This is a genomic window from Aquimarina sp. MMG016 (assembly GCF_018100805.1).
GTDB lineage: Bacteria > Bacteroidota > Bacteroidia > Flavobacteriales > Flavobacteriaceae > Aquimarina.
Genome location: NZ_JAGJEA010000002.1, coordinates 49,892 through 69,248, shown reverse-complemented (window position 1 = coordinate 69,248; position 19,357 = coordinate 49,892). Strand labels below are relative to the sequence as shown.

Annotated in this window: 11 protein-coding genes; 8 read left to right on the top strand and 3 right to left on the bottom strand. The window is 33.5% G+C overall.

Features of this window, described 5'->3' with window-relative positions; genetic code table 11:
- Nucleotides 1-51 precede the first annotated feature (51 nt).
- Entirely contained in the window at nucleotides 52-6,399 is a 6,348-nt protein-coding gene (locus J8M14_RS03430) for a hypothetical protein (RefSeq protein WP_211073097.1), read from the bottom strand.
- Between the two features lie 181 nt (nucleotides 6,400-6,580).
- A complete protein-coding gene (locus J8M14_RS03425) occupies nucleotides 6,581-7,093 on the bottom strand; it encodes an OmpH family outer membrane protein (RefSeq protein ID WP_211073095.1) in 513 nt (170 codons plus the stop codon).
- 458 nt (nucleotides 7,094-7,551) lie between these two features.
- On the opposite strand from J8M14_RS03425, the gene J8M14_RS03420 reads away from it, so the two are divergent.
- The 3 genes from J8M14_RS03420 (at nucleotide 7,552) to J8M14_RS03410 (ending at nucleotide 12,140) form a co-directional block, all read left to right on the top strand.
- The gene (locus tag J8M14_RS03420; protein WP_211073093.1) at nucleotides 7,552-9,015 is read left to right on the top strand and encodes an alkaline phosphatase PhoX; all 1,464 of its coding nucleotides are present in this window, start codon (nucleotides 7,552-7,554) and stop codon (nucleotides 9,013-9,015) included.
- Between the two features lie 8 nt (nucleotides 9,016-9,023).
- Nucleotides 9,024-10,829 carry a cytochrome c peroxidase gene (locus J8M14_RS03415; RefSeq protein WP_211073091.1) on the top strand — a complete coding sequence of 602 codons (1,806 nt, stop codon included), beginning with the start codon at nucleotides 9,024-9,026 and terminating at the stop codon, nucleotides 10,827-10,829.
- Between the two features lie 108 nt (nucleotides 10,830-10,937).
- Nucleotides 10,938-12,140, top strand: coding sequence for a GAF domain-containing sensor histidine kinase (locus J8M14_RS03410; RefSeq protein ID WP_211073089.1), 1,203 nt, complete (start codon nucleotides 10,938-10,940; stop codon nucleotides 12,138-12,140).
- Here J8M14_RS03410 and J8M14_RS03405 read toward each other — a convergent pair whose 3' ends face one another.
- Complete coding sequence (locus J8M14_RS03405) at nucleotides 12,141-13,700, bottom strand: FAD-dependent oxidoreductase (RefSeq protein ID WP_211073087.1); 1,560 nt, start codon at nucleotides 13,698-13,700, stop codon at nucleotides 12,141-12,143. It lies immediately after the preceding gene.
- Nucleotides 13,701-13,923: 223 nt separating this feature from the next.
- Between J8M14_RS03405 and J8M14_RS03400 the strand changes: the two genes are divergently transcribed.
- From J8M14_RS03400 to J8M14_RS03380, 5 genes are all read left to right on the top strand, one after another.
- Complete coding sequence (locus J8M14_RS03400; RefSeq protein WP_211073085.1) at nucleotides 13,924-14,466, top strand: porin family protein; 543 nt, start codon at nucleotides 13,924-13,926, stop codon at nucleotides 14,464-14,466.
- Between the two features lie 167 nt (nucleotides 14,467-14,633).
- Nucleotides 14,634-15,611, top strand: a complete 978-nt coding sequence (locus J8M14_RS03395) for a YitT family protein (protein WP_211073083.1) — start codon at nucleotides 14,634-14,636, stop codon at nucleotides 15,609-15,611.
- Nucleotides 15,612-15,687: 76 nt separating this feature from the next.
- The gene (locus J8M14_RS03390; RefSeq protein WP_247672539.1) at nucleotides 15,688-16,095 is read left to right on the top strand and encodes an RDD family protein; all 408 of its coding nucleotides are present in this window, start codon (nucleotides 15,688-15,690) and stop codon (nucleotides 16,093-16,095) included.
- Nucleotides 16,096-16,174: 79 nt separating this feature from the next.
- The gene (locus tag J8M14_RS03385; protein ID WP_211073081.1) at nucleotides 16,175-18,100 is read left to right on the top strand and encodes a BatA domain-containing protein; all 1,926 of its coding nucleotides are present in this window, start codon (nucleotides 16,175-16,177) and stop codon (nucleotides 18,098-18,100) included.
- Complete coding sequence (locus tag J8M14_RS03380) at nucleotides 18,097-19,356, top strand: dihydroorotase (RefSeq protein ID WP_211073079.1); 1,260 nt, start codon at nucleotides 18,097-18,099, stop codon at nucleotides 19,354-19,356. The genes J8M14_RS03385 and J8M14_RS03380 overlap by 4 nt, the downstream gene beginning before the upstream one ends.
- The last annotated feature ends 1 nt before the right edge of the window (nucleotide 19,357 follow it).

Genomic DNA, 19,357 nt, shown 5'->3' with positions numbered 1-19,357 from the left:
AATTTTCTTAGTTTTTAATCTAATAATCTTGGACTTTGTATCTGATCTCAATTAATGCTTGATTTTATCCAGGTCATCCCATTCAGGCAGTCCACATACTTTGATCCTATTACCAATTCCTGTTAAGTGAACAGATGTTCCTCTTACCGGTTTTCCATTACTCTTATTTAAGATCATAAATTCTACCTCCCAGGTATTCGGTGGATCCCCACTTCCTCCACGTACAACATCAAAATCTAAATCAATATATTTCTGACCTCTGATATCCAATACATCTTCAAATATGAATCGTTCCCCTAATCTATGTCTGACATCATCTTGAGTAAAAAGTTTTTCATCATTTATATAAAATGTCATCTGTCTATAATTAGACCTGTGAAATATTATGGCGTATTCTATAGGATCGTTAGGATTACCATGTATTGTAAATTCTGCACTTTTACCATTACATTCTTTTCGGCCGTTTACATATAAAACTTCATTAGTGGTATATCTTCCAAAAATTTGTGGTACCGCATCATCATCACATTCATCTCCTATACCATCATTATCATAATCTGCATTGGTACTTGGCGTATGAGGACATAAATCATTAACATCTAATATATTATCATTATCATAGTCATTATCCTTAGGTAACTCTCCAATAAGATTACGTTCTAACTCTGCACTTTCATTAGCTGGAATTAATAAACTTGTTCTTCCACTATGAGATACATTTTCTGATACTCTTACTCCTTCAAGACCATCTTTATCAACAGACCATTTAAAGTTAAAATGAGCGCTATCGGCATTTTTAAATGCATAATCCTCAAAACCATCCATTCCCATATCACGATATCTACTGTTAGAACTTACTGCGGTAGGAAGTGTATAATTATATCCATATTGTGCAGCAGAGTATCTATCAAGAGCATCTTTATTCTCTAACTCTGCTCCAAATGGGCTATACTGAGTAACCTCACTCGCAAATGTCCAGGCATCATTAGCCGAGCCAGATTTTTCCCAGCTACCATTTTCTAATAAAGCGTAGTAAGGTGTAAATTCTTTGAAATATCCTTCTCTACGGGTATTTACTTTAGAAGTACTACCTTCATTCACATTGTTTCGTTCTGTTAAATATGCATAAGATCTTTTAGCTCTCCATTCTCCTTTTGCATTATACACATAAGGATTAAACGGATTCTCAAAAGGATAATCACCTTGAGAAATATCTTCCAGGCTATCACCATTAAGAGACTCCGGTGCAAATGGAAGTTCACTTTCACATTGACAATTCCAGAAATCATTATATTCTACTGCACTTGCATTAACAATTCTTAAGTTATCTGCAGCAGATCTATTTGAATTTAAAGTGAATGTATTGGTGTCAATTTTATCTAAATAGGTACCATTTAGATCTTGGATAGGGTTCTTCATCATTGTAATAGACCCCATATTGGCCATCTGTTGATTTCGGTGTCCTGATCTTACAATCTTAAACCTAATATCATCAGTAATTTCTGATCCCTGGGATTTATTGATTACACTACCATTACTTTCCATCAACATAACTCCATTATCGGAGCCATTAAATCCAACGATCCATAAGCGTTTACTTACGTTTGCTCTACCATATGTAGCAATAATTTCATCTCCAAACGTAAAGTATTTTTTAGCATCGTTAATCGTGAAGAAATCTCCAGATCGTTTCAAAGTCCCTGTAATTCCTATGTTTCTGGATGCTTGACCCATATTTTCATAAGACCAATACGCTGGGAAATTAAAGTTATAGTACTCATCATCAAACTCATTTATGGTTCGAGTTAACAATACTTGACCAGTTTCTGCGTCCCAAGCTTCATTAATAGTAGATACTTTAGAACCTAAATCTATGGCAATTTTCTCCTTCATTATAGCAGTAGTGTGCACTACTTTGGTAGTTATTGTTGAAAAAGCAACATTCTCCATTTCTGTTCTAGAAGGTACAATTGTTGGAATTGGAACTACCACAACCCCAAAAACCAAGGCTACAACATTCGCTTTAATACCTTCAGTTTTTGATTTAGAATAACTTTCTCTAAAATCTGTAACTACATCATAATCTACACCTAGTTGACGATCATATAATACTTCGCCTCCTTTAGTAATTACAGGTAACTTATTATCAAGTACCGTTGGGTCATTTTGTTTTGTACTATATTTATATTCGACAGAAGACAAAGGTTTATCTTGACCTTCAGCATATATCTTCTGGAATCTCATCTTACCATTCATATCATTAGTATGAACCATAAATCCTTGAGAAAGAGCATATTCATTTCTGGATTTAATCTCTCCTCCAAAAAGTCCTTTGAGAAGATTTTCTAAAAATTGATTTTGATCGGTGGCATAATTATCCGGACTATCTAGATCAGTATAATCAACTTTAGTAGGATAATCCTTTGAAGTAAAGTATTCTGTAACAACTTTTCCGGTAGCGTGTTTTGTAATACCTTCTCTAGCCAAATTACTAACTGTGACTCTACTATAAGTTACAGAAGCAGAAGGAAAGAACGATTCACCAAATGGTTTTTCTACATAGTTTACTTCTCGCGGAGCCACTAATCGATCTGAGTTATTATAGAATGGTTCTACAAATGGGTTTTCCTTACTCATATTGGGTTCATAAGTTGCTACTCCACTTGTAGAACCATCTTCTAAATTATAGTCATAGGTCTGACCATATTCCTTATTATATTTTTTGTTATTATCAGGAATTGTTTGATCTACCATTTTATTCCATTGGTCTTTCATCACCAATTTCTTAATTCTGGCTCCTCCTCCTAACTTATAATTTTTAGGTGTAGACAATCTAATCCAGGATTTCTCTGGGATAAATCGTTGTGCACACAAAAATTGATTGCTTCTTAGTTTTCCATTGGGTCCGGTAAGAATATCTTTATTGGCTTGAAAACTACTCAGTACTTTTTTAGCAATACTCTCTATATTTTCTGACCTATAATCGGTATTTAAGCCATACACTAATCCATTTAGATATCTACGCCCAAAATACCAACCTGCTTTGGAAATAGGGTTTACCTGTTTTGTTCCGGCAACACCACCTTCCATATCAGTCATCTTCATCGGAATAGCAGCATATATTCCTTTGTTCTGAACCTCGAAAACATTTGCACTTTTGTTCTTTGATATTTCAAAATAACCCGTAACATAGTCGTAATTACTACTGTTTTCGCTAACAGCTCCAGATTTGGTCATATTCATAAGGAACCTGAAATACACCGGTTTATCTTTAATTCCTTTTAAATACTTTTGCTCAAAGACGGCATTACTAATCAGAGATTCTTCAGGCAGTTTGATATATAAATAATCTGCATCTCCGTCAAATACATTAAAGAAGCCTGATTTATATAACTTTTGATTACCTTCTGGATCAGATGAACTATTATTCTCTCCAGCACCAACAACTTTAAACATTTGCATAGTATCTCTATCCTGAACGAACTGATAGTCATCACTTTCATAAGTCAAATCAATTTTACCTCCAGATGGTAAATCAATTGAGGTTAAAGACCAGGCAGAAGCAAATGCGTCCTGTAGTTTTCTATCTTCTTGCCCAACAAAGGCAAATTCTGGAGCTGTAATTGGATCAGATGTATTACAAAACCCGTTATTACCTCCCTCAAAATCAGTATTTAACTGAGGTACATCAACACCAGCTTTGTTTTTAACATATACTACATTTCCATTTGCATCGTATTGCAATGCATTTTTTACAATAGGCTTATATCCGCCCCATACATCATAAGATTTCAGATTGTAATCAGGATTAAACCCTTCATAATTAAAGGTATACGGAGTATATTTCCCCATTTTAGAATCTCTATAGGTAAAATACACTTTCTTTAAAGTTAGCTTACCTCCTTGGTTATCCTCAGAAATCGCATCGAGATTGTTTTCTACATTTTTACACTGGGAGTAATCATATTCGAAATGAGCAGTTTTTATAGCACTGATAGGCAAATCATTGTCCTTATCATCATCTAATATTTTTGCTTTAATTGCTTCGGGTTTAGAATATAACCTTACCTTATCAATCTTATACATTTGTTGTCCTGATGATGGAGCGCCACCATTATCACCCACAACTCCTCTAGCGTCTTTACGTGGAGAAAGATCGAATAATGCTACGTGAGTCTTAGTGACAATCTTATCTATATACTTAATCTCTTTTTCACCATATAGATAACTCCCTTTTTGATCAGCTTTATCAGTATTCAAACCTGCGTTATATGAAGCCGTATTACGTGCATATGGTATTCTCCATTTATAATCTTCTTCTATGGGCTTGTATATGAAATTAGTATAAGCTCCTAAGTCATCATCTGTAGGCCCATCCCCTTTAACATCTTCATAATCAGAAGATAGCACCGAAGAAAGCAAATAGGTATGTGCATATGCCGGAGTTATTGTGGCGTCGTAGAAGTTGTCAATTCCACTTCTATTTCCTGTGGAATTCTCACCTGGTTGATAGGTTACAACTCCCTGTGCACAATTGTAAGCATTACTATCCGTAGTAAATGTAACTTCTTTCTTTACATTATTATATGCCGTTTCTCCAAACACATATGTAGAACCATCAGAATTAAGGACTCTTACCTCCGCAGTATGATGTGGTTTTGCACTCTTATTGGTGCGTGATTTAGCATATTCTTTATCTGCATAGAAGCTTACAAGTTCTCCTGCACTTATCTTTTGTACGTTTTGATTTCGTATATCCCTACCTCTCTTAAATTTGCCACTAAATCCAGGTAAAGTTCTATATTTTGGAGTATTGTTAGTGTTATATTCTTTAATACGAAAACGGCTATCAGCGTATTTATTGAAACTTTTTTTGCTACCTCCAATTTTTAAAGCGATCGGAGAATATCCTCCTAAATCCTCGAATAACTCTTGATCTTTATCCACTCTAGGTTCTCCGATATATTTAAAATACACTGGTTCATAATCTAATTTTTCATCAGATTCTTTTCTATCTTCTCTCTCTTGCTTAAAGTTTTTCAGCGCTTTTGTGTCCCAAAGACCTGTTCTACTCACCGACGGTGCACTTGTAAAATTAGCTCCAAAATGATACCCGGTTCCCGGTTCTATCTCAACTCCAAGACTCAAGCTAGAACTTTCATCTTCTACCAGGTCATCGTTAATCTGACCTACTTGACTTCGAAAAGGTCTGAACATACCACCAGCTCCTTGACCCTGAACCGAATATAAATCATAAGTATAATTAGAAACCGGTAAAGCCAATGTAGTTTTACTTATTATCTGATCTTTCTCTCTGTTATAATCCTTAATGTTTTCTGGAGATGCAAATCCCGTAAACTCGTATCCATACGCCTTTTCCTTTTTTATAGGATCTTTAACTTTTTGAACAGATCCCATTGCAGATACTTCCCCCTCAATATCAGCTCCAAAAATATCACCTCCCAATGATACTGCTACTGTACCATTATTATTTATAAAAGCGGTTCTTTTACGCGGAGTTAATGATACGTTGTTAAAGGAAATTGAACCTGATCCAGATCCAAATTGTGCTGTCCTACTTTGAATATTTTTGACCTTATCATACTTCTCATGTTCTTGATCTTTAACACCTGTTAATCCTAAAGATCCTGACAAGTTAAAGGAAGATAATCCCTGATTAGAATTATAAGATATCCCTGCGTTAAGTCCTCCCGTGATCGCCGCATTTTTTGTACTTCCCAATGTAGCACTTGCCCCAACACTTGGAGATACGGTAACGCCCTCAGTAGCTGAAGTTTCCACATCCACACCTACACTAACAATATTTGCTAAATCAAATGAAATACCATAAGATGGTGTAAAGGATATTCCCGTATAATTATTGTATTTAAGATTTACTCCAATTGATGCTGTAATTCCTACTCCGTTATCATCTAATACATTTACACCATCTACCTCTTCAAAACCAAAAATCTGATAATCTACTTTAGCCGATACACCTACAGTAACATTGGGCTTCATATTACTTTCATAAGTCATCTCATCCCCCTTAAAATCATCGGGGATACCACGAACTTGTCTATTGATTTGACCAACATTAAGGTTCCAACCTAATCCTACCCATGAAGCTTCCTGATCCATAGTTACTCCGGAATCATAGGCTAGATTCAATGGATATCCCCCAACATCCATTATTGGAATATTGTAGTTGAAATTACCAGAAGACAAATTCACCATATCCGATGTACCAATTGGTGTAAATGAATTAAATTCCGGCTGTGATGGACCACTAGTTAATGCCCATAACTGTGTGGGTTGCATCATCTGAACAATCATTTGTGTTGCCAAATAACATGCAATTACCTTACTTACTTTACTTTTTCGTATTGTATTGATCATATCACTTAATGTGTGTTATAATTTAATTGGGAAATTTATAAGCTTGATTTTGGATTCCTTAATATAGAATGGCTATTAAAGCATATTTTGAGGTACCTCTACTTGTCCTAATTAACAAGGAGGTAACAAAAGAAATCCGATAAAAATGAATAGTAAATTCTTTCTATAAATTATTGCTTAGTTAATTTCCCTCGTATTTATTGTTGGCGTATTCCAAAACGTCCACAGTAATGTTAATTTTATCAATGGCATACATTACATTGCCATTGCCTTGAGTTCCTAAAACAATTTTATATTGATTAGTTTCTCCATATTCCTTTATATATTGATTTAGTCTATTCCAGACTTTCTGACTAAGATCTTTAGAAAAATACTCATTCATTTTTCTCAACTCCTGATCTTCAGATCGAAGTTGATTTTCCAATTCCTGAGTTTTTTCCGTGTTTTTTTGTTCTTTAAAAATTGAATAGATAGAATACAAACTATCTAACTTCTTCTTTTGTTTAGTTATCTTTTCATTATTGATCTTTCCTAAATCTTTAGCCATGTTAAAACCATTAAACAGCTCAACATTGTCTACATAAACAATATCAGATTTTGAGATACTCGATAAATAAATTGAAAGTAGTACGGTGAGTGCTATTGCCAATAGTCCATTAATTACCAATAGCCAGGTAATATATTTCTTTTTCAAAGTGGTTAGTTTTATTTTGGGGCTGCAAATATATGTTAAAATAATTAACATATTACGCAAAAACCTTACTTTTTTATTATTTTATTATTTATTCTAATTTTTAGATAATTTCCCTATAGATAAATCAATAATTCTACCCAAAAAGTTCAAAAGCATTAAATCGTATTACATTAGATAATCTTTTCTTTTTGGGATGATTATATTCTAATCTATATATGTTTATGTCACGAATTATATTTTGTTACCCTTAATTTTATTTTTTTTTATTTTAACAACATATACGGCTTTCACTCTTACCTTTTTGAATAATCATAAATTTAGATTTATCCTAAACCATAATATTTACTTTACATTCAAAACATTTAGATGATATTTTAATAATAACAATAAAACACCCACATAAAGTTGTTCAACTGAGCCTTGCGCTAATTTTGTATAAACAAAAAATTAACGCAATCATGAAAAATTACTTAGGCTTAATCACATTATTATTTACACTTGTCGTTACTTCATGTAAAGATGACGATAACACTATAATTAATCCTCCAATTGGAGATATAATCGATTTAAAGAGTCACTCTATAACCCCAGTATTTCTTAAAAAGATGTCTGGATTTACTGACATAGAAATTTATAACTACCTATCTTCTGAAGATACTTATATCCCGGATTTCACTTATGGATCTATGGCTGATGGGGCCGGATTATTAAAAAACGAAGATGGTACCTACACGCTAATAAATAATATCGAAGCTGATTATGCTATCGCCAGGATTACATTAGATGAAACTTTCAAACCTGTTAAAGGAGAACATATCCTTAATGCAACCGCTACGGCAAATACTGCCCAATGTTCTGGATCAATGATTACTCAAGAAGAGCACGGTTTCGGACCATTATATCTTTCTGGTGGAGAATGGGGTGGTAACTCCAAAGGAGTTTTTGCAACAGATCCATATAGAGATGCTTCTATAGCTTCTACTCCACGAATGTTAACTGCCATGGGACAATGGTCTACAGAAAATGCTGTGGCTATTGGTAAAGATGCATATCCTAATAAAACAGTAGTTTTTATAGGAGATGACAATAGTAACAATGAAATTCCTTCGGGACAATTAGGAATGTACGTAGGTAACCATGGTGATGTAGAAGGTGGAAAATTATATGGTCTTAAAGTAACGAGTGCCGGAATTACCTATGAAATGGATATGGAAGAAGGTAAAGAATACGATATGGAGTTTGTAGAACTTACTGAAAAAGCTATTGATTTATTAGATGCAGAAGCTAAGACAAAAGGGGTAATGGGATTCTCCAGACTAGAAGATATTGACTGGAGAAGAGGTTCTGCCGCAAATAACAGAGAAGTTTATCTAGCGGTTACCGGTAGAGATAAACCAGATTTAATAGGAAAAGGAACACGTTCCGGAAGAGTTTATAAAGTAGTTCTAAACGAAAATGATCCAACCGGTGCCGGTAAAATCATTTGTGTACTTGACGGAGATAAAATAGGTGGAAAAGCTGAAGCATTCCATAGTCCTGATAACATTTTAGTAACAGAAAACTATGCTTACATTCAGGAAGATCCTAATGGAATCCAAGATTTTAAACCTACAGCTGATCATTATGCAAGACTGTATCAATACGACTTAAACACTGGAACTTTAAAAGCTGTATTAGAATGTGATCAAATTGCTGCAGCTGCTGCCGGATATGGAAATACTACCAGTACCTGGGAGATTACAGGGATGATAGACATCTCTGATATCATTGGGGTAGATGAAACCTTTATTATGATTACTCAAAATCACAAATGGGAAAAAGCTGACGGAACTCCTTTTACAGATCCTAATGCTAATCCTGATATAGCTGGTAGCAGAAAAGAAGGAAGTATGATGTTTGTTATAAAAGGATTAGGAAGATAATATCTAATATGAGAATACTTAATTCAATTCAATATATAGTTAACAAAGAGGTTTATGTTATCATAAGCCTCTTTGTCATTATTTCTTCCTGTTCAGAGACTCAAAAGGAAATAAAAGAAATACCTTTTAATCATAAATTACAAATTCAATTTACAAAGGATGTAAATAAAGCAATAGCCTATCTAGATAGTAGTAAAAATGATATCAAAAGCTTAAACAAACACTTTCTAGCTTCCAGAAAATATTTCAAAAAAATAGAGCCAATACTTTCTGCTTTAGATTCAGAGAATTATAGCTTTCTAAATCAACCCAATATTCTCAAAATTGTAGAGGAAGATTATACTGACATTAAGATAAAAGAACCTAGTGGCTATCAAGTATTAGAAGAAGAGATATTTGCGGATGAAATGGATACTGAGGTAGTCTTAAAACATATTAATTTGGTTTCTCACCGACTACAATTAATTAGGAAAAATATAAGTTTTGATCACCTAAACACATATCATTTCCTTTGGTTATTCAGAAAAGCATTTGTAAGAATAGCATTAACCGGAATCACTGGCTTTGATTCTCCTGTATTAGAAAATTCTTTGGAGGAATCCAAAATTGTATATAAAAGCCTTCTTGGTTATCTAGCTATTTTTAAAACCGAATTCAAAAACCCTGTCTTATTCAAAAAATGGAATCAGGAAATACAATTAACGATAGAAGATCTATCTGGAGATTTTAATAGCTTTGATAGATATCATTTCATCAAAAATCATACACATCATCAATTAGAACTTTGGAATCAAACTGTAAAAGATTGGAAGGTTAAATTTCCTTTTGAATTGGCTATAAAAAATGATGTGACTTCACTTTTCTCTTCTAACACATTCAATATTGATTATTTTTCTGATCATAATTTAGGAAAAACTACTCCAAAGAAAATAGCTTTTGGAGAGAAACTATTTTATGACAAAAACCTATCTTCAAATAAAACCATAAGTTGTTCTAGTTGTCACCTTGCTGAAAAAGCATTTACCGATGGTAAAAAAATAGCTTCTGGAGTTACACGCAACTCTCCTACCCTATTTTATGCGGCATTACAAAAAGCTTTTTTCTATGACAAAAGAGCTGGAAGCCTAGAAGGTCAGATTATTGCTGTTGTAGAAAATGAAAACGAGTTTCATACTAATCTCGAAGCTTTGGAAATTGCTATAAAACAAGATTCAGGATATTTTAAAGATTTTTCTGAATTATACCCTGATAAGAAAGTCAGTGATATTTATATTAGAAATGCAATAGCTAGTTATATCAGAAGTTTAGTACCTTTTAATTCTAAATTTGATCGTAACATCAATAATTTGGAAAATACGCTAACGCAAAGTGAAATCAATGGATATAATCTTTTTAATGGAAAAGCAAAATGCGCTACTTGTCATTTTGCACCGGTATTTAATGGCACTGTACCCCCAGATTATAAGGAATCTGAACTAGAACTAATTGGTGTACCAGAACGTAATGACACCATCAATGCAACTATTAGTAAGGATCTAGGCAGATATTATGTATATAAAACTCAAGAGCGTAAACATTTTTTTAAAACATCAACAGTTAGAAATAGCAATAAAACTGCTCCTTATATGCATAACGGGGTATATAATACTTTAGAAGAAGTTATTGACTTTTATAACCGTGGTGGTGGTTCAGGAATAGGTATTGAATTAGAAAATCAAACCTTACCTACTGATTTACTTAATCTTACAAAAAATGAAATAAATGACATCATAGCCTTTATAAAAGCATTGGATGAAAATCTCCCCGAATATTAAACATTTCATTTATTTTTTACATTTGTGGCCTCAACTTTTAGTTTTTAACATATATTTTTGTTAATTTTATTAAGAATTGTTCTCACACAACTGAACTCTTAATAAACCATGATTGCACCGGCTTTACCCAAAAACGAAAATTTCAGACTAGAAACACTAAGATCTTTAGAGATTCTGGATACTGAATATGAGAAAGAATTTGATGATATCACTGCCTTGGCTGCACACATATGTGGAACTGAGATAGCTCTGATATCTTTAGTCGATGAAGATCGTCAATGGTTTAAATCTAAATATGGATTAGATGTTTCAGAAACTCCAAAAGAATATTCTTTTTGTGCACATGCTATTCTAGAACCTGAAAAACCTTTAATAATTCCTGATGCACGTAAGGATAAACGATTTTATGATAACCCACTGACCGAAAAAGATAAGATCGTAATCTCTTATGCCGGTATCCCTCTTGTGGACAAGGATGGTTTTGCTTTAGGAACACTTTGTGTTATTGATGGTAAACCCAAAGAATTATCAGAAAAACAACTACAATATCTAAAAGCATTAGCTAATCAAGTTATTATACTCTTTGAACTAAATAAAAAAAATAGAGATTTAGAAAAAATACAAAGTGAACTTCAAAAACGAAATGAAACTTTGCGTGAATTTGCCAAAGTAATCTCTCACGATCTTAAAATGCCTTTGGCTAACATTGTTACTACATCTGATGTTTTAGAACTAAAGCTTAAAGATGTGTTGAACGAAGAAGCTAAAGAATATTTTGGGTATATTAAAGAATCTTCTTTTACCATGAGCACATACATTAGCGATGTGTTAGCACATTATGAGAGTGAAAGTCTGGTATATCAAAAACCTGAAGAATTTGGTTTGAACAATCTACTAACAGAAATCACTAATCTTTTAAGTATAAAGGATGACTGCATCATTAATTATCCAGAATCTGATACTGTTATAGAATCAAATAAACTAGCTTTAAAACAAATATTCATTAACCTCATCGGAAATAGTATTAAGTATAATGATAAAGAACAGATTATCATATCTATTGACACCTGTGAGGATGACATATTTTACTATTTTAAAATCACTGATAACGGCATGGGAATTCCACAAAATAAGATTGCCGGAATCTTTGATTTATTTACCACCGCCGGAAATGTAGATAGAAGTGGAAATAGAGGTAATGGTATTGGATTATCTACGGTTAAGAAATTAGTAGAAAAGTTAGATGGTAAAATCAAAGTTTCTTCTGAAATAGGTGAATACACTACTTTTGAATTTTCTATAAAAAAATAACTACCTTTTTATGCTAGCTGCACAAGCCTCTGCACACTTTTCTCCATCAATAGCAGCAGAGATAATACCTCCTGCATATCCAGCACCTTCTCCGCAAGGATACAATCCTTTGATTTGAGTATGTTCCAGTGTTTGTCTATCTCTGGGAATACGTACCGGAGATGAAGTACGAGATTCTGGAGCGTGAACTACAGCTTCATTCGTAAGATAACCCCTCATACTCTTATCAAAAGCCTTAAAACCTTCCTGCAATGTTTTATGAATAAACTTAGGGAATACAGTACTCATATCAGCACTAGTTAAGCCGGGTTTATAAGATGTCTCAGGTAAATCATTTGAAATCTTACCTTTAGTCATATCCACTAATCGCTGAGCTGGAACACGTTGGGTTTCTCCTCCTACACGCCAGGCTTCTTGTTCGATACTTTTCTGAAAATACATCCCGGCTAATGCTCCGTACTTAGAAAATTCTGCAAAATCTTCTAACCTTAGTTCTACTACAATACCACTATTAGATGTTGGTTGATCGCGTTTAGAGGGAGACCAACCATTGGTCACTACTTCTCCAGGACTAGTGGCGCAAGGCGCAATCACGCCTCCCGGGCACATACAAAAAGAATACATTCCCCTTCCTCCTACTTGTTTCACAATACTATACGGAGATGGTGGCAGGTACGGTCCTCGAGTATCACATTTATATTGTATCTGATCTATCAATTGCTGTGAATGTTCTACACGAACACCCAATGCAAAGGGTTTTGCCTCAATAACTATCTTCTTCGCATACAATAATTCAAAAATATCTCGGGCTGAATGCCCTGTTGCTAAAATTACTTTATTGGTAGCAATATAGCTTCCATTTTGAAGTGTAACTCCCCGTATTTCCGAGTTTTTAATATCAAAATCAGTAACTCGTGTCTCAAAATGAATTTCTCCTCCCCTCTCTATAATCTTCTCTCTTATATCTGCAATAATAGCCGGCAACTTATTTGTCCCAATATGTGGATGTGCTTCGACCAAAATCTGATCTGTAGCTCCAAAACCAACAAGCAATTTCAGAATGCGATTAACGTCTCCTCTTTTTTTGGATCGAGTATATAGTTTACCATCACTATAAGTTCCGGCGCCTCCTTCTCCAAAACAGTAATTAGAATCTTCATCAACGATATGATCTCTATTAATTGCTTTAAGATCTCTACGCCTGGAACGCACATCTTTACCTCGTTCTAATACAATGGGTTTAAGCCCCAATTCTATACATCTCAAAGCTGCAAATAATCCTGCAGGACCGGCTCCTATAATCACAATTTCGTCAGCTCCGGATACATCAGGATAATCGGGTAATTGTATTGGTTGATCTACAAAATCTTCCTGTACATATACTTTTACCTTGAGGTTAATTTTAATTGCTTTCTGACGCGCATCTATAGAACGCTTTAATATTTTTACATGTCTAATTTCAGATGTTGGAATACCATTTTTCCTTGAGACTTCAGTCTTTAGCCAATCAACATTATGAGCGATTTCGGGAGATACCTGTATGGTAAATTCGTATTGCAAGTTTTGAGTTTTTCAGATTTTTAGCGAAGATACAACTCTTAACTATAAAGTAGTTTTACAAAAAATTAGTGGAAAATTGCTTCGATATTTTAAAATACAAAAAAACAAAATACTTTTTAAGATAAATACACGTTATATTATAACTAATCCTTCCAAAAATTTAACCTTTTATTAGGTAATTAAGTTTCTATCTTTGAATCCAACAATCTTAAAACAATAAATCATGAAAAGACTTTTGATGATAGCCATTGCGCTTATAACTTTCACAGCAACGACCAATGCCCAGACGTTTAAATTAGGTATAAAAGGAGGGGTTAATTTTGCTAATCTTGAAGGGAATTTAGATCGAGTTGCTAATATCGATTCCAGAACAGGATTTCATATTGGTGGTTTGTTAGAATTAGGTTTTGGTGATAATTTCTCGATACAACCGGAAGTATTATATTCTTCTCAAGGGGCAGATGTTAGAGAGTTTGACACAGATATTGATTATCTAAATGTTCCTGTACTAGCAAAATTTAAGTTTCTGAAAATATTAAGTTTCGAAGTAGGTCCACAATTCGGGTTTGCGATACAAGAAGGTGATGAAAATCCCTTAACCGGTGATTTTAATAATTTGGATGTTAGTGGTGCTGCTGGTGTAAGTGTAAAAATTAGTAGCTTTTTTGCGCAAGCTAGGTATAATTTTGGATTTACTGACGCCTATGATAATATTGACACTAAAAACTCTACCGTTCAACTTTCTGTAGGGTATTACATTTTTTAAATCACATCAAAAACATAGATCTAAAGCGAGAGTAAACCTCTCGCTTTTTTATTGCCCAAAGGTTTGTTAAACAATAGTCAAAAAACAGAAAGGTTATGTAGCTTTATGAGAACTAAGTAACAAGTGTATTTTTAGTCATTTATTAATGAAATCTAACCTAATTCTTAATGAATTCGATTTGGAAGCGAAAAATCATTCAAGTTCTTGCCTTGCAAAAGCTGAGAAAATCAGGACAACTCTCAAGCGCGAATTCTCATGAAATAGCCAAACGAATCAGAACCCTAAGAATATCAACTTTCTCCCTGTTTAAAGATATCTTATTCATGACATTGGGAGTTTTCTCAGCTGCCTTTGGATTAGAAAGTTTTTTACTACCCAATATGTTTATTGATGGAGGTGCAACAGGTATCTCACTACTGATATCTGAGATTACATCTATTCCACTTTATATTCTTATTGTAGCGATTAATATTCCATTTATTATTATGGGATTACGTGTTATCGGAAAACGTTTTGCTATACGGGCTACAATTGCTATATCTGGTCTAGCACTGACACTATTTATTTTTAATTTTCCAGAAGTCACGCAAGATAAATTACTAGTTTCTGTATTTGGCGGATTCTTTTTAGGAGCCGGAATAGGACTTTCCATTCGTGGTGGAGGGGTACTTGATGGTACAGAGGTATTAGCAATCTTTATGAGTAAAAAGCTTGGTTCCACCGTAGGTGATGCAATCACAATTATCAATGTGATTATTTTTTCTGCTGCGGCTTATTTATTATCTATAGAAACTGCTTTATATTCTATGCTTACCTATTTATCTGCATCTAAAACTTTGGATTTTGTTATTGAAGGAATCGAAGAGTATACTGGAGTTACTATTATTTCTGAACACAATACCGAGGTCCGAAATATGATTACTCATAAAATGCGTCGTGGAGTTACTATTTATCAGGGTAAGCAAGGATATGGAACAAATGGAAACATGAACGAAGTTGATATTGTTTACACTGTAATTACACGTCTTGAGATCAGTAAACTTAATACCGAAATTGAAAAGATTGACCCTAATGCCTTTGTAATCATGCATAGTATCAATGATACCAGAGGAGGCATGATTAAAAAAAGACCGTTGGAGTATTAAGTACAAAATTATTCCTAAATGATTTTCTGGAAAAGAAAAAGAATTGTAGATTGAATTATTAAATATCGACTATTTTATGGAAACAATAATTGAAAACGCATACTCTGGTATCTTTGACAGAGTAAAAGCTGTAATAGTTGATTCTATTATAATAATCATTTTTATGATCATCATTACAGATGTTTTTTCTTCTTTTGAAGATGTGCCAAACAATGCTCGAATAATAGCCTTCGTATTTATCTTTTGTTTATACGACCCTCTTTGTACAAGTATTTTTGGAGGCACTATAGGTCATATGGTTAATGGCATTAAGGTAAAACGTGAAAATAATCCAGAAAAGAATATATCTTTCCTTCCAGCATTGTTTAGATATTTGGTAAAATCGTTTTTGGGTTGGATTTCATTATTTACAGTGATGGGAAATCAAAAACGCCAGGCAATTCACGATTTTTTGGCTGGATCCGTTGTTGTCTATAGAGAGTAGATAATATCAAAATAAATATTTATTCTCCAAAACTACTAATACCAAATCTTATAGTATATTTGACAAACTCTTAATAGGAATGCAGTTTAAACACCCGGAATTTCTTTACGCACTTTTTGCTCTTATTATTCCTATCCTAGTTCATTTATTTCAGTTACGACGTTTTCAGAAAGTAGATTTCACCAATGTACAGTTTCTTAAGGCTGTTACCATCCAAACCCGTAAAAGTTCGCAGCTCAAAAAATGGTTGACTCTTCTGACTCGTTTATTAGCGTTAGCAGCAATTGTTTTAGCTTTTGCACAACCATTTTTTGCTTCAGAAGAAATAGTAGGTAAAGCTAATGAAACTGCAATTTATCTAGATAATTCCTTTAGTATGCAGGCAAAAGGGTCTAAGGGGCCATTGCTAAAACGTGCTGTACAGGAATTACTTAGTAACCTTTCAGAGGAAGAAACAATATCACTTTTTACCAATTCAGAAACTTTTAATCAGGTTTCTAAAAAAGATATTCAGAATGATTTGCTTCAGATTGATTATAGCTCTAATCAGTTACCTTATAATGCTGTTTATCTTAAAGCAAAACAACTTTTAAGCACTTCTAAAGAAACCATAAAAAGAGTAATCCTCATTTCGGATTTTCAACAAAAAGATGAAGGTTTTGAACTACTTACAGATGCTGCCTCAAAAACGCACTTAGTACAATTACAGCCCGTGACACGTCAGAACATTGCTGTTGATAGTTTATATCTACAACGTAATATCAATAACGAGTTGATGTTGCAGATAAAATTAAGCAATACCGATGCTAATGCAGAAAATACTTCTTTAGCTTTATATAACGAAGATAAACTTATTGCCAAAACTGCTGTTTCTATTCCTAAAAACGGTTCTGTGAATACTGAATTTCGTTTAGATGAAAATACAAAGATCAATGGTCGTGTAGTTCTTGAGGATCCTGCCATTACCTTTGATAATTCCAGATACTTTACCATCAATACTCCCGAAAAAATCAAAGTAGTTGCGATTAATGAAGCTAATGATACTTTTATTAAGAATATATATACTCAAGATGAATTTGAACTGATCAGTAGTTCATTAGAAAATCTTAACTATAATGACATTAGTAACGCTAATATCGTTCTGGTCAATGAGATAAAGCAGATTCCTGTATCATTAACTAATGCTTTGAAATCATTTACTGATCAAGGGGGTACGGTGTGCTTTATTCCGGCTAACGATGGTGATTTAGCATCTTATCAACAATTTACATCTGGTTTTTCTTCAGAAGGTTTACTGACTGAAAAAAAGCAGGAAAAGAAAATTACTACTATTAATTTTTCACATCCTTTATATAAAGGAGTTTTTGATAAAAGAGTTGCTAATTTTCAATATCCAAAAGTAAACACATATTATCAGGCTAATGCAAATAATGTAGTTTTATCTTATGAAGATAGTAGCCCTTTTTTATATAAGACCAATAATTTATATGTTTTTACAGCAGCGATCAATAGTGAAAACTCTAATTTCAAAAATTCGCCACTGATTGTTCCTACCTTATACAATATTGCAAAACAAAGTTTACAACTGTCTGATATATCATATACTATTGGACAAAATAACACATACGATGTCGCTATATCTCTAGGACAAGACGGAATATTATCACTGGTTTCTGACCAGGAAAACATCATACCATTACAACAAAGTTTCTCTACTAAAGTAAGAATAACAACAGACGAAGTACCCACTAGAGCCGGAATTTATGCTTTGCAAAATAAAAATGACATTATTAAGCATGTAAGCTATAATTATGACAGCTCAGAAAGTGATTTACAATATTATAATCTAAATACTACAGCTGATTACGAAGTAACCGAATCTGTAACCACATTATTTGATCAGATAAAAGAAGAGACCAGTATCCAAGAACTTTGGAAATGGTTTATTATTTTTGCGCTGATATTTCTGCTAATTGAAATTCTATTATTAAAATATCTAAAATGAACCTCTTATTAAAGGCAGCTACCGTAATTGATCCCGAGTCACCTTTTCACAATCAAACGGTAGATATTTTGATCGAAAACGGAATCATCTCTGATATAGATGCCTTAATTGAAGCTAAGGATGGATTTCAAGAAATAAAACTAGATAACCTACATATATCACAAGGTTGGTTCGATAGTAGTGTCAGTTTTGGAGAACCCGGTTATGAAGAACGAGAAACTATTACTCACGGACTTGATGTTGCTGCCAAAAGCGGGTTTACAGGTATTGCGTTAAATCCAAATACATTACCAATAACTGATACCAGTGCTTCTGTAGGCTTTTTAAAAAGTAAATCACAAAACAATGCTGTATCACTTTACCCTATTGGTTCGTTGACTACGGAATCCAAAGGTCTTGATATGGCCGAGTTGTATGATATGCAGGAAGCAGGAGCCGTAGCTTTTGGAGATTATAAAAAGGCAATTCAGAATCCAAATCTACTTAAGATTGCTTTACTCTATGCTCAAAATTTTGATGGATTGGTACTTTCTTTTCCTCAGAACAATGATATCGCAGGAAAAGGTATGGTCAATGAAGAAGAACAAAGTACATTATTAGGGCTGAAAGGAATTCCGGCACTTGCAGAAGAATTACAAATCACCAGAGATTTATTTTTATTGGAGTATACAGGTGGAAAATTACATATCCCTACCATTTCTACAGCTAAATCTGTAGCATTAATTAAAGAAGCTAAAGCAAAAGGATTACAAGTAAGCTGCAGTGTAAGCATCCATCATCTGGCTCTTACGGATAATGAATTGACTTCTTTTGATGCTAATTATAAAGTTTTGCCTCCACTACGGACTCAAAAAGATGTAGATGCACTACTAAAAGGTATTGAAGATGGGACCATTGATATGGTAACCAGTGATCACCAACCCATGGATGTAGAACATAAAAAAGTAGAGTTTGATAATGCCAAATATGGTACTATAGGATTAGAAAGTACTTTTGGAATTTTGAATAAAATCCTCGGAACAGAAAAATCAATAGCACTACTTACCAAAGGTAAATCGGTTTTTAATATTGAGAACAATATCATAGATAAAGGAAATAAAGCAGAGTTATCCTTATTTACCCCAAAAGGAAATTCTACCTTTACAGAAGATAATATCTTATCAACCTCAAAGAATAGTGCTTTTCTTGGTAAATCAATGACAGGTAATGTTTATGGGGTAATTTCTAATGGAAAAATGATACTTAAATCATTATAAC

Coding starts and splice junctions, on each gene's coding strand:
- J8M14_RS03430 (WP_211073097.1), bottom strand. CDS start 6,399: ATGATCAATACAATACGAAAAAGTAAAGTAAGTAAGGTAATTGCATGT.
- J8M14_RS03420 (WP_211073093.1), top strand. CDS start 7,552: ATGAAAAATTACTTAGGCTTAATCACATTATTATTTACACTTGTCGTT.
- J8M14_RS03415 (WP_211073091.1), top strand. CDS start 9,024: ATGAGAATACTTAATTCAATTCAATATATAGTTAACAAAGAGGTTTAT.
- J8M14_RS03410 (WP_211073089.1), top strand. CDS start 10,938: ATGATTGCACCGGCTTTACCCAAAAACGAAAATTTCAGACTAGAAACA.
- J8M14_RS03400 (WP_211073085.1), top strand. CDS start 13,924: ATGAAAAGACTTTTGATGATAGCCATTGCGCTTATAACTTTCACAGCA.
- J8M14_RS03395 (WP_211073083.1), top strand. CDS start 14,634: ATGAATTCGATTTGGAAGCGAAAAATCATTCAAGTTCTTGCCTTGCAA.
- J8M14_RS03390 (WP_247672539.1), top strand. CDS start 15,688: ATGGAAACAATAATTGAAAACGCATACTCTGGTATCTTTGACAGAGTA.
- J8M14_RS03385 (WP_211073081.1), top strand. CDS start 16,175: ATGCAGTTTAAACACCCGGAATTTCTTTACGCACTTTTTGCTCTTATT.
- J8M14_RS03380 (WP_211073079.1), top strand. CDS start 18,097: ATGAACCTCTTATTAAAGGCAGCTACCGTAATTGATCCCGAGTCACCT.